The sequence below is a fragment of the Treponema vincentii genome (assembly GCF_018336815.1).
GTDB lineage: Bacteria > Spirochaetota > Spirochaetia > Treponematales > Treponemataceae > Treponema.
In genome coordinates, this window is sequence record NZ_CP050497.1 from 2,507,629 (window position 1) to 2,519,413 (window position 11,785).

General features: G+C 44.9%; 12 protein-coding genes, 2 tRNA genes and 1 pseudogene. 1 reads left to right on the forward strand and 14 read right to left on the reverse strand.

From position 1 onward, the window contains the following. Positions 1-234: 234 nt before the first annotated feature. The 13 genes and pseudogenes from rplL to GWP40_RS11510 all read right to left on the reverse strand — a co-directional run bounded on the left by rplL (position 235) and on the right by GWP40_RS11510 (position 8,116). Entirely contained in the window at positions 235-624 is a 390-nt protein-coding gene (rplL, locus tag GWP40_RS11450; RefSeq protein WP_212565426.1) for a 50S ribosomal protein L7/L12, read from the reverse strand. Positions 625-722: 98 nt separating this feature from the next. Beyond that, the gene (rplJ, locus tag GWP40_RS11455) at positions 723-1,256 is read right to left on the reverse strand and encodes a 50S ribosomal protein L10 (RefSeq protein ID WP_212565427.1); all 534 of its coding nucleotides are present in this window, start codon (positions 1,254-1,256) and stop codon (positions 723-725) included. 1 nt (position 1,257) lies between these two features. Continuing rightward, positions 1,258-1,939: pseudogene (rplA, locus tag GWP40_RS11460) on the reverse strand (50S ribosomal protein L1). Next, positions 1,939-2,370, reverse strand: a complete 432-nt coding sequence (gene rplK, locus GWP40_RS11465; protein WP_212565428.1) for a 50S ribosomal protein L11 — start codon at positions 2,368-2,370, stop codon at positions 1,939-1,941. Before rplK ends, rplA begins: the two are co-directional and overlap by 1 nt. Before the next feature lie 61 nt (positions 2,371-2,431). Next, the gene (gene nusG / locus GWP40_RS11470) at positions 2,432-2,986 is read right to left on the reverse strand and encodes a transcription termination/antitermination protein NusG (protein ID WP_212565429.1); all 555 of its coding nucleotides are present in this window, start codon (positions 2,984-2,986) and stop codon (positions 2,432-2,434) included. Positions 2,987-2,995: 9 nt separating this feature from the next. Further along, positions 2,996-3,175 (reverse strand): preprotein translocase subunit SecE, encoded by a 180-nt coding sequence (gene secE / locus GWP40_RS11475; protein ID WP_044013336.1) that lies wholly within the window; start codon positions 3,173-3,175, stop codon positions 2,996-2,998. Positions 3,176-3,196: 21 nt separating this feature from the next. Further along, positions 3,197-3,269, reverse strand: a tRNA-Trp gene (locus GWP40_RS11480). Between the two features lie 40 nt (positions 3,270-3,309). Then, entirely contained in the window at positions 3,310-3,480 is a 171-nt protein-coding gene (gene rpmG / locus GWP40_RS11485) for a 50S ribosomal protein L33 (RefSeq protein ID WP_016523242.1), read from the reverse strand. 23 nt (positions 3,481-3,503) lie between these two features. Beyond that, positions 3,504-3,576: transfer RNA gene (locus tag GWP40_RS11490), tRNA-Thr, on the reverse strand. Between the two features lie 260 nt (positions 3,577-3,836). Continuing rightward, a complete protein-coding gene (locus GWP40_RS11495; protein ID WP_230974443.1) occupies positions 3,837-5,279 on the reverse strand; it encodes a hypothetical protein in 1,443 nt (480 codons plus the stop codon). Positions 5,280-5,451: 172 nt separating this feature from the next. Next, the gene (locus tag GWP40_RS11500) at positions 5,452-5,925 is read right to left on the reverse strand and encodes an arginine repressor (RefSeq protein WP_212565431.1); all 474 of its coding nucleotides are present in this window, start codon (positions 5,923-5,925) and stop codon (positions 5,452-5,454) included. A 163-nt stretch (positions 5,926-6,088) separates the two neighbouring features. Next, complete coding sequence (gene queA, locus GWP40_RS11505; RefSeq protein ID WP_212565432.1) at positions 6,089-7,129, reverse strand: tRNA preQ1(34) S-adenosylmethionine ribosyltransferase-isomerase QueA; 1,041 nt, start codon at positions 7,127-7,129, stop codon at positions 6,089-6,091. An 81-nt stretch (positions 7,130-7,210) separates the two neighbouring features. Further along, entirely contained in the window at positions 7,211-8,116 is a 906-nt protein-coding gene (locus GWP40_RS11510; protein WP_212565433.1) for an RluA family pseudouridine synthase, read from the reverse strand. A gap of 156 nt (positions 8,117-8,272) precedes the next feature. On the opposite strand from GWP40_RS11510, the gene GWP40_RS11515 reads away from it, so the two are divergent. After that, on the forward strand, positions 8,273-9,319 hold the full coding sequence (locus tag GWP40_RS11515) for an endonuclease/exonuclease/phosphatase family protein (protein WP_212565434.1): 1,047 nt from the start codon (positions 8,273-8,275) through the stop codon (positions 9,317-9,319). 73 nt (positions 9,320-9,392) lie between these two features. Here GWP40_RS11515 and dxs read toward each other — a convergent pair whose 3' ends face one another. Next, a complete protein-coding gene (gene dxs / locus GWP40_RS11520; protein ID WP_212565435.1) occupies positions 9,393-11,261 on the reverse strand; it encodes a 1-deoxy-D-xylulose-5-phosphate synthase in 1,869 nt (622 codons plus the stop codon). Between the last annotated feature and the right edge of the window lie 524 nt (positions 11,262-11,785).

The following is an 11,785-nucleotide window of genomic DNA, read 5'->3' on the forward strand; positions in this document are numbered from 1 at the left end:
ATAAAAACTTAAAATAAGCACGCCATACTGCACAGCATATAATTTATCTTACAATCTACCCATTTTTTAAACAGATTTTTTAATAGTTCGTTATTTTTATTACCGTATTTTTTACCTGTTTAAACTACAAAAGCCTCCCCTATTGACGAGGAAGCTCCACATAGCGTTTGAGAAAAAAATCATAGAATCAAACAATAGCCGACTGCACTACACAGCCGGCTCATATCAAAAAAATTAAGCAATCGTAATCTCTGCACCGGCAGCTGTCATTGCCTCTTTAATCTTTTCAGCTTCTTCTTTAGAAACATTCTCCTTCAATACTTTCGGAGCGCCTTCTACGAGTTCTTTTGCTTCTTTAAGACCAAGCCCTGCAACAACGTTTCTAACCTCTTTGATTACGCCGATTTTCTTGCTGGGGTCTGTCAGACCTTTAAGCGTTACGGTAAATTCAGTCTGCTCTTCAGCTGCTGCTGCACCGCCTGCAGCGCCGCCGGCAACAACTGCAACGGGAGCCGCCGCTGTTACACCGAATACTTCTTCCATCGACTTAATCAATTCGGAAAGCTCGAGAATAGTCTTCTCTTTGATTGCCTCAATAATTTGTTCATTTGTTAATGCCGCCATATTATCTTCTCCTATAAATTAAAATTTCACAGCTCATACAAGCCGCAGTAACGGCAGACAGGAAGACAGCGCATGAAGCCTGACTGCCGCATTCGGAATTACGCTTCTGCCGATGCAGGCGCAGAGTCTGCAGCGCCCCCTTCTTTATCAACAATAGCTTGAAGAGTACGCACAAACTTTGCGGTCGTTGCATTGACCGTAGACATAAACATTGCAATAAGTTCTTTTTTGCCGGGCAATTTAGAGAATGCTTCGATTTTTGCAGCATCATAGAATTCCCCGTCAACCACAGCACCTTTTACCACCAGTGCAGGAGTTTCTTTTGCAAATTCAAACAACGTTTTTGCAGCAGCGTTTGCATCTTCGCTCATCATCGCAACTGCAGTAGGCCCGACTAAATAGTCTTTAACATCCAAATTCACGGAGTCGAAAGCGATGCGTGCAAAATTATTGCGCACGACTTTGTAGGTACAATTATTTTCACGGAGTTTTGCGCGCAGCTGTGTAATCTGCTCGACAGACAACCCGCGGTATTCTGTAAAAATAAAAGACGAAGCAGCTTTTAACTCATTCGTAATATTTTCGATAGCAGCCGTTTTTGCAGGCTGCGGTTTATGCGCTCGCAGTGCCATCTTATTCTCCTACCTTATAATCTACCCAGACACCCGGCCCCATCGTAGAGCTGACAGAAACCGATTGGATAAAATCAGCCTTCGCATCGGCAGGCTTTTTTTCGTCCAATTTCAGTCAAAAGGATCGTAATGTTTTCGGCGATTTTATCCGTATCCATCGAAACTTTACCGATTGCAAGATGAACAACGCCGGTTTTATCGGCACGGAATTCAACACGACCTTTTTTAAGCTCATTGATAGCAGCGCCGATATCAGCAGTAACCGTTCCGGTTTTAGGATTAGGCATCAAACCTTTCCGACCAAGCACCATACCAAGCCGCCCGACATCTTTCATCATATCAGGGGTAGCAACAGCGATATCAAAATCAAGCCAACCACCCTTAATTTTTTCGATATAATCGGCAGCACCGGCATACGTAGCTCCGGCATCCAAAGCTTCTTTCACACGGTCTTCTTTACAGAACACCAACACACGCTTCTCGCCTCTAAATTGATGTGGCAAAACAACAGTATCACGAACGCTCTGATTCTTACCCAGTTTCAGACTGACATGAACTTCGACCGTTTCATCGAATTTTGCAAACTTCAGCTCTTTCACCAATTCTACAGCTTTGGGAACAGAGAAAAGAGCAGCATTATCGTATTTTTTTAACGCATTGCGGTAATTTTTTCCGTGTTTCATTAGCGCTCTACCTCCACACCCATACTTCGTGCAGTTCCCGCAATAATTTTCTTTGCAGCCTCCAAATCATTTGCAGTAATGTCCGGCATCTTCATCTTAGCAATTTCTTCAAGCTTTGCTTTTGACAAAGTTGCAACCTTCTGACTTATCGAATTTGCAGAACCTTTTTGGATATTACATGCCTTTCTGATTAAAACCGCAGCAGGCGGAGTTTTCAAGATAAAAGTAAAGCTTTTATCCGAATAGACCGTAATAACAACAGGAACAACCAAGCCCGGCTCCATCGATTTTGTGCGGTCGTTAAATTGCTGCACAAACTGAGGTGCGCTTACACCATGCGGCCCAAGCGCAGGACCTACAGGCGGAGCAGGCGTTGCCTTTCCGGCAGGACACTGCAATTTAATAACCGCAGTAACCTTTTTCTTTGCCATAACCATCTCCTTCTGGTACTAACGGGAAAACATTCCCTCCCATAAATAAAAAACTAAAACACTAAATCAACTCAACCTGAAGCATATCAACTTCAACAGGGGTTGTCCTACCGAATATAGCAACCATCACTCGCAGTTTATTGCGATCTGCCATAACCTCTTCTACAGTGCCGGTAAAGGTATCAAAAGGCCCTTCTATAATTTTAACCTGTTGACCGGGCGTAAACATCTGCACGGATCGAGCTCTTTCGCCCTTAATCTCCCCTGACTTCTGCAAAACACTTTTTGCCTCATCAGCCGAAATAGCCTGAGGCCGAGCATCGCCGACAACACCCAAAAATCCGGTAACACCATGTATTCTTCTAATCGGAGCACACACCCCTTTCCAGTTTACGGCAGGCAAGTCCATTTCAATAAGGATATAACCGGGCAGGAATTTTCGGCGAACAACCCGCTTTTTACCGTCTTTTACCTCAGTCAATTCCTCTTCGGGAATCTTGATTTCAGAGATAACTCCCGCAGGAATCTCACCGTTTTCCATTAATAGACGTATTGCACGCTCCACTCTCTTTTCATAGCCCGAAAAGATATGTAGAATATACCATTCTTTTGCCATAACCGTTCCTTAAAAGAACCAGCCAAGGCAAGCAACAAAAAACGTATCAACAATACCAAGAAAAACAGCAACAAGAATGGTAGAAACAATAACAACCTTCACAGCAGAAACGACATCATCACGAGTAGGCCAAACCACCTTGCGCAGCTCAGCAACACACTCTTTTCCAAAAGTAATTATTTTTGACATATCTACCCCTTATTTATGAAACAGGCCAGGAAGGACTCGAACCCTCAACATTCGGTTTTGGAGACCGACGCTCTACCATTGGAGCTACTGACCTCTATTTAAAAGCCGCAGGCCATCGGTCGGACTTCAAATACTTATTTAACTTTTGTTTCTTTATGTACGGTATGCTTACGATCAAACGGACAATATTTACTTAACTCAAGCTTACCCTGAATATTTTTCCGATTTTTTGCGGTTGTGTAGTTCTTCCGCTTACATTCAGTACATTGTAATGCGATAAGCTCAACAGATGTTTTCTTAGCCATCACAAACCTCCTATAAAACAAAAAGCTTCCGAGCGGAATCGAACCGCTGACCCCAACCTTACCATGGTTGTGCTCTGCCGACTGAGCTACAGAAGCAGAATGACGCTTGAGAATACCAGAAGAATAAGAAAGTGTCAAGGACTCAGAAAAAATGCATCAGATATTTTTTTGAATACCCCCCGCAAAAAAAGAGACTGCCCAACCAGAGTTTCGCCGCAACACGGCTCAAATGGTTGTCCAGTCTCTTTTTTTGCGGAATTTGTGCTATAATTCTCTGATGCATTTTTCCTTCTTTTAAGAAACTGATTGAAATTTTGAAGAAAAATTCAATCAGCGGGCATAAGGTCTCAATAACTTCACGGATTAAAGAGGCCTTTCTCAGGGGCGCGTACCCGTACCATCGCTGTATAAGCATCTTTGTTTTTTTCAATAAACTCATCAACCGGTATCAGCTCGCCGTCCTCATATATGTCAAGATGGAATGCTCCAAAACCGTCAAAATACGGAAAGAATACGGCTATCCGCTCATACGTTCTCAGCTCCGTAGCCGAAGACACCGTGCTGATACATGCAAGATAAAAGTGATCAGGTTCGACGATGGCAAAATAATATAAAAGCGGTAAAAGATACGATGTTTGATATCCTGCATATCGTTGATACCCCAAAAAAGCAGGTTGTTTTACCGATCCCGTTTTTGCACTCGTACTTACCGGAATTGCCGCTCCGGTAAGCGCAAAAGGACAGCTATCTACATCCAAACCGGAAGAGTCGGGATAAACAGTGCGCTTCAAATTTAAGCTTAAAGCAGCGGCGCCGAGATTCCGTATCCAATCCAATCCGAAAAAGATATTCTCGGTATCCAGATACGGCCTTGTAAAATGAGTTTTAGGCGCATCGGTCTCGCGTTTTAACGCTTCAACAACCGTCCCCTGCCCTGCAATAGGACGAATAATCCCATCGATAACCCACTTTGCAAAACCGGCCGAATCAACACCGCCAATTACTTCAGAGCGGATTTGGTCGATATTCATCGCAGCTGTTATTTCCAATTCCGTTTGCGGCTGGGAATTACTGATATGCACCGGCTTTCCGTCATGGTCAAAGCAACCGTCTTTCACCCGTACCAACCGATACCGGAGATTTTCAACTATGCGCGACATCGATTTAACGGGGCTGTTATCACGCGGCGGATTAAACAAATCCCATGGAATGATTGACTGACTTAATGCTTTCAACCGTAAAAGCGAAATATGATAGAGTGTTTCAAAAGGAACGCCTATAGCGATGTCTTTCCGCACATAAGCATTAAAAAGACATATATCGATAAACGACTTCCCGCTATAAGCCTTTTGGCTTGCAGGACGGAGAGAAACCGAAAGGGCAGGATTTTCACGCGGATATATTTTAATCGACAATGGAGCGCCGGTATCAGCCCTTCGGTACAGCATCCACGTACCTTGCGGCACGAGATTGTGCTCCGGCAAACTGTAATCGGTAAGATTAGGAATAATAGAAATGATATATACATTCTTACTGTCTTCCGCATACTTTCCCGATACCGTAAACGTATTTCCTTTTGAATCCGTATGCAATTCGGGCGCCTTTTTGATAACTTTTTCAATCGGCGCGGAAAGCCATGAACCGGTAATCGATCCTCGAACTTCAACAGAATCCGGTATTTGATCAAACGGATAAAGATGTATGGTTTTCGGATCTTCACCGGCTACCGTTTCTACCGTAATAACGGATTCTTTGCTCTCGGCATCTTGTTTTACTGCCGGGGAATTCGGTGAGGACACATCAGCTCCAAAAGCAGCCGCTATACTTATGAATATGAGAATACTCCCTATCAGATAAGAAGGTATCCTAAAATGAACGCTTTTCATACTTCTATGGTATCGGCATTTCCGTATTATATCTTAAAACACCATCGAAGGTACTTAAAGTCAATGAAGTTTTTCGGCGCATCCTTCAGTCTTCCAATTCGGGAATCCGATCTTTCAGTTCACGCAGAAACTGCTCGCCGCTTACTCCTTCCCTCAAACAAATAAATACGCAATTATCACGGCCTGCAACAATACCGAGAACGGATTCAAACCCCATATTTTCAAGCGCCATCGAAATAAGCTCGGTATGCCCTGAGTACGTTTTGATAACCGCCATATTTCCCGAATAATCTATAGAAATATACCCGCGTAAAAAATCTTGGATGCCCGCCTGCTCGGTTTCACGAGGATGGTCTTCACTCGGTACCGTATAGACATAATCACCCTTTCCGTTGGAAACCTTGCTCACCTTGAGCATTTTTAAGTCGCGCGACAAGGTTGCTTGAGTAACGGAAAACCCCTCGCGATCCAAATAGCCGAGCAGCATTTCCTGTGATTCAATCGGGTATGATTTTATCAATTTTCTGATTGTTTTTAATCTTGTTAGCCGCTGTTTCACTTATGTCACCTATGGAGTAATAGTGCATAAATATTCAAAAAAGTCAATAAAAATAAAAAATATAGACAAAAATATGCATAATCTTGCATAAAATTTCGCACGGAAGGCAGGCAACCGCTTAAAATATTGCTAATGCGGATGCCCTAGTCGATTACCACGGTTCTTAAAGAATGAGCATGGCATCGCCGTAAGAGAAAAAGCGGTATTTTTTTTCTATTGCATGGCGATAAGCTGCAAAGATGTTGTCGCGGTCGGCAAATGCGGATACCAGCATAACGAGGCTCGATTGCGGCGTGTGAAAGTTGGTAAGAAGCGCACCGGTAAGGGCGAACTGAAAGCCGGGATAAATGAATATGTCGGTTGCCTGCATTCCGCGACTCAACTGCTGCGTATCGGATTTCCATGCGGATTCGAGCGTCCGTACCGAAGTTGTCCCTACAGCGAGAATGGTTTTACCGTTGCGGTGAGCCGCTTCCACTGTTGTGGCTGTTTCGTCGGAAATAAAGAATTTTTCGGAGTGCATCGTGTGTTCTTCAACCACTTCAGTCCGCACCGGTAGAAATGTACCGAGGCCGACATGCAGTGTTACGGCGGTTCGTGCAATATGCCGCTTATCCAGTTCCTGCAAAATCGGCTCCGTAAAGTGGAGTCCGGCAGTAGGCGCCGCAACCGAACCGGTGTTCTTTGCGTATACCGTCTGGTACCGCGCGGCATCTTCATCCGTGCCGCCGCGCTTGATGTACGGAGGCAGCGGGATATGACCGTTGGCTTCCAGCCAACGGTCATCAATGCAGCGGTCAAAACGTATATATTTGCAATCGACTTCCGCTGCATTGGGGGAAGGAGGTGGAATCAGCACGGCACGGGTGCCGTCGTTAAAGGTGTATTCCTTCCCCTCCCGCTGCCGCTTGGCACGCTTTACGATGGTTTTCCACACAAAGCCTTCGTCGAGCGGCTCAATCAGCAAAAATTCAGTTTCACCGCTACCGGTATGGGCATACAAACGGGCATGGCGCACCTTTGTGTTGTTAAACACCATTAAACAATCGGGCGGCAGAAAATCGGGCAAGTCGGAAAACATCGCATCGGTTAATGTCCCCGTCCGTCTATTTAACACGAGAAGTCGATCCTTCCCACGTTCGGCTGAAGGATACTGCGCAATTAATTCTTTCGGTAAGTCAAAGTCAAAATCTTTTGTAAACATAATGCCTCAAAAACGGAAAGCACTATACCCGAAACCCACCACCAGTGACAAGGCAATCGCTTGAAATATCTCCGGTGCGGTTTATCTTGGATGTTTAACTGCACTGGGTCTATCTCCGTTCTTGACGCACAGAAGCCATTCTTTCGGTTCGGGGATTTCAAATTTCAACGGTTCTCCTGTAAATGGGTGATTAAATTCAAGCGTCCGTGCATGGAGAGCAAGCCGCCCGAAAGGATTGGTTTTTGCTCGGTAATTTTCATCTCCGGCAAGAACATACCCTTTCGATGCCAAATGCGCCCGAATCTGATTCTTTCTTCCCGTTTCAAGGCTTAATTCAAAAAGCGTATAATGAGTCCCGCGCTCAATTATTTTGTAATGAGTTACAGCGCTTACCATCTTAAAGCGGGCTTTATCATGCGGAACAAAACCTCGATTGTGCGCATTGTATGCAATTTCATCGTTAATGGTGCCGCTGTTCTTCATTACACCGAAATAGCTCCGCGCATAATTTCCCTGCACAGGATTTTCCGCAACCGCACGGTAAATACGCCCCGTTACCAGAGTCTGCCAATGATCCATAATCTTTTTTTGAGCTTTTTCCGTCATTGCAAACATCATTACTCCCGATGTTTCGCGATCAAGACGATGAACTGCAAACGGTCTATGCGCTTGAGAATAGGTTCCTTTTTTGCGCATTATCCGCTCAAGAACTTCGAGAGCAGTCTGCGCGCGGCTCCCCGGATACGGCACGGAAAGCATTCCGTCCGGCTTGTAAATCACCGCAAGATATTCATCTTCATACAGGATGGTAATCTTCTCCCGTCCGAAATCCCGTTTGCATTTCTTGTTGCATTTTATTCCAGCTGTCTTTGTTCCGGTTGTCATACTACGATTATCTCTTTCTTTCTGCCCGCCTTTTCCGCCGGAACATAAAACAGTAAAGCAGGCATTGCCTGCGATCGATTTATGGGAAACGATTTTATTCATATCGATAATAAAATCACAAAAGGCACAACGTGTACAGGGAACGAGGACCCAAGAACCGAAAGTCCACCGGCTTTTTCTGTAAGGAAATGATTTAGATACGTCTAATTTCTAGCCATTTTGCATCTCGTGCTCTATATAAGAGGCGGAGGTTAAACCATGAAACTCAAACGATTGTTATTTTCGTTCTTTGCCTGTATTACCGCCGGTATTCTCTTTCTGCAATGCACGCGGTGCACTCCTCTTACGGATACGCAGTTTAAGGAACCCGTTACGCTTGTTACTTATAACACGCAGACATTTTTTGATGCCGTAGAAGACGGTAGCGAATTCAAAGAATACAAAGGAAGCAAATCCCGATGGACAGCTCAGAAGTATAAAGCGCGTCTCGAACGGCTGAAAGGCACCTTGTTTGCGGCAGGAGAAAAATTGACCGGCAAAAAAGACCGGTTACCCGATATTGTAGTCTTACAGGAGGTTGAAAATGAGCGTGTGATTGAGGATTTTTGTAAACAGCTGCCAAGCGGGGAAAACTATCCCTATGCAATATGCCCGCCGCGTTTGGAAAAAGGGGCATTTACCACAATCATCCTTAGTAAGTATCCCATTGAACGCTATTTTGTGCATCGCCTTTATACCGAGCAAAAGAGAGCGTTGCGAGCATTGATAGAGATTGTATTGAATACGGGGAGTAACGACAAACCGCGGTTATTAACCGTCTTTGCAGCGCATTGGAAATCAAAGACCGGCAGTTCCGACAGTGCAGCTATCCGTGCTCAGCAGGAAGCTCAGTTGATAAAGAAGATTCAAGAGCATAGAGAAAAAAATCCGCGCATTCCTTTTATCGTATGTGGAGATTTTAATCAGACCCTTAAAGAATTTAATCAGCTGAATGATTTTCCGGTATGTTGGGATGTATCGAACTATAAAGCGGAGAACGAAGCAGGCACGCAGCCTGACGGCAGTTATTACTTTAAAAATTCGTGGGAAAAAATCGATCATATTTTCTACGAGGGCGGCGCGGACAGTGGCGCTGATTCAAAAACTGCCTCGGATGACGGAACCGCTTATATTGAACCGCTGTTGTTTTTCGTGCTATATGAACCGCCGCTCGTTGAGGGCGGTAAACCGGTCAGGTACAATGTACTGACCGGCGAAGGATATTCAGACCATTTACCGCTTGGCTTCCGCTTTGAGATACATTAAGGCATCTTTAAAAACTCGGTTAGGGAAACACTGGAGATGTCTCAAAAGTTGGTTACTTTTTCGCCATCCTTCATCAGCAAAGCCTCGATGCGGCTTTGGCAAGCTGCTCACCGGTTAGTCCGGCGCATTCAAGAACATCCTGCCGCGAACCTTGCATAAAGACCGTGTCGGGAAAGGCGCATACTGCCGTTTTTGTACCGGAAAGTCGTTTTTGAACCAAACTTTCCAGATACTGCCCGACACCGCCGATATATGCGCCGTCTTCGATAAAGAGTACGGCAGGGTATTTTTTGACTTTTTCCAAGAAAAAGGTTTCGTCAATGGGTTTTAAGAAGCGAAGATTGTATATATCGGCGGATATGCCTTTTTGTCCGAGCAGCTCTGCCGCCTGAACGGTTTCCGGGAACATCCCGCCGGTGCACACCAGCAGCACATTGCTGTGTTCCGCCGTTACGGTGAACACGCCGCGGCCGGTTTCCATCGGAAGCAAAAATGCGGGGCATTCCGCTGCGCAGGTATTCTTAGGGTACCGTATTGCAACCGGTGCATCCAACTGCAATGCCCATTCAAACATCGCCCGCATTTCCGCTGCCGAGGCGGGAGCGAGCACCGTCATATTGGGAATACTGCGTAAAAAGCAGATATCGTAGAGGCCTTGGTGGGTTTCTCCGTCATAGGGAACCGCTCCCGCACGGTCTATCGCAAAGATAACCGGCAGTTTTTGCAGTGCAACGTCATGGATAATTTGATCGATTGCCCGCTGCAAAAACGTACTGTAAATGGCTGCGATAGGCCGTAAACCGGCCGCGGCAAGTCCGGCGGCAAAGGTTACCGCATGTTGTTCGGCAATACCGACATCAAAAAAACGATCGGGAAACTGCTGCCGGAAGCGCTGAAGTCCTGTTCCTTGCGCCATTGCAGCGGTAATCGCAACAATATCATCCCGCTTTGCCGCCTCATCAATGATAATATGAGAAAATGCTTCGGTAAAAGAGTTTGTACTCGCCTTTTCAATTTTTCCGTCGGCAATATTGAACGGTCCGATGCCGTGGAAGGCGGAAGGATTATTTTCCGCGAGCGGATAGCCTTTCCCTTTCTTTGTTTCAATATGAATAAGTACCGGCGCATCAATATTTTTGACATTGCGGAATACTTTTTCAAGCTCTTTTTCGTTATGCCCGTTCAGCGGCCCGACATACTCAAAGCCGAGATCGGTAAAAAGATTGTTTCTGTAAAAAATCCCCTTGGCGCCCCGCTTTAACCGGTGAATCAAAAAATTAATGCGCCTACCTAAAAACGGAATTTTGCCGACAGCGGTATCAAATATATACTTAAACTGCTGATATCCTTTCCGCACGGTTAAGCGGCTCAGGTATTCGGAAACCGCCCGTATATTCGGAGAGATGGACATCTTATTATCGTTAAGGATAACAACCAGATTCTTTGTAAGCGGGGTAACATTCAGGAGCGCTTCAAAGGCCATTCCTCCGCTTAAAGCCCCGTCGCCGATAACAGCGATAACCTTTCCGCTCTGGTGCTGTAGCTTTCGCCCGATAAGAATTCCCTCGGCTGCTGAAATTGAGGTAGAGGCATGTCCTGTGTTGAATGCATCATGGGGACTTTCTTCCCGTTTGGGGAAACCTGCAAGGCCGTCTTTTAAGCGGAGTGTTGAAAAATTATCATACCTTCCGGTTAGGAGCTTATGAGGATAGGATTGATGCCCCACATCCCATATTATTGCGTCTTTTGGGCTCGAAAACACTCGATGCAGTGCGATAGTTAACTCTATAACGCCGAGATTGCTGGCAAGATGCCCGCCGTTTGCGCCGACTGTTTCCAGAATAACGCTGCGCATTTCCTGCGCTAATATACGCAGCTCCTCACTTGAAAGAGATTGTAGGTCTTTCGGGTCATGTATTGATAAGAGTACGTTTTTATCCATGTATATGTTCAGTGAACTGCCGGATACATAAAAAAAGGGCTGTGAAGATACTCAACAAAGCCCTTTCTCACCGTAATAAAAGCGATAGAACAATACGCCTATAATAATCTTGCAAATAATAAAAGATCCTTCTTATATGCTTTATACACCGGTATAGTGGTATAATCGAGAAGGATACAAGATTATTGAAAACCTCTAAAAAGCGTAATGATATTTTTAGAGGTTACTTGTTCTTATGTCTATTCTTTCGAAGCTTCTTCTTTCGTTTATGCGTTGCTATTTTCTGTCGCTTCCGTTTTTTTCCGCAGGGCACGTGAACACACTCCTTATTTATAAAGATAGGAGATAATAGCCGAACAGCAGTAAAAAGTCAAGGCTGCCGTTTTTTTCCATAAAATAGAGTAGGGCAGTAACAGGGCAGTCGCTTTCTCAGTTTTCCAATTTTATGGAAGAAAAACAGAAAACAGAATATTTTGCGGGATGTTAAAAGAGAGTCTGATGCGTTTACCCTGCTGGCGAATCTG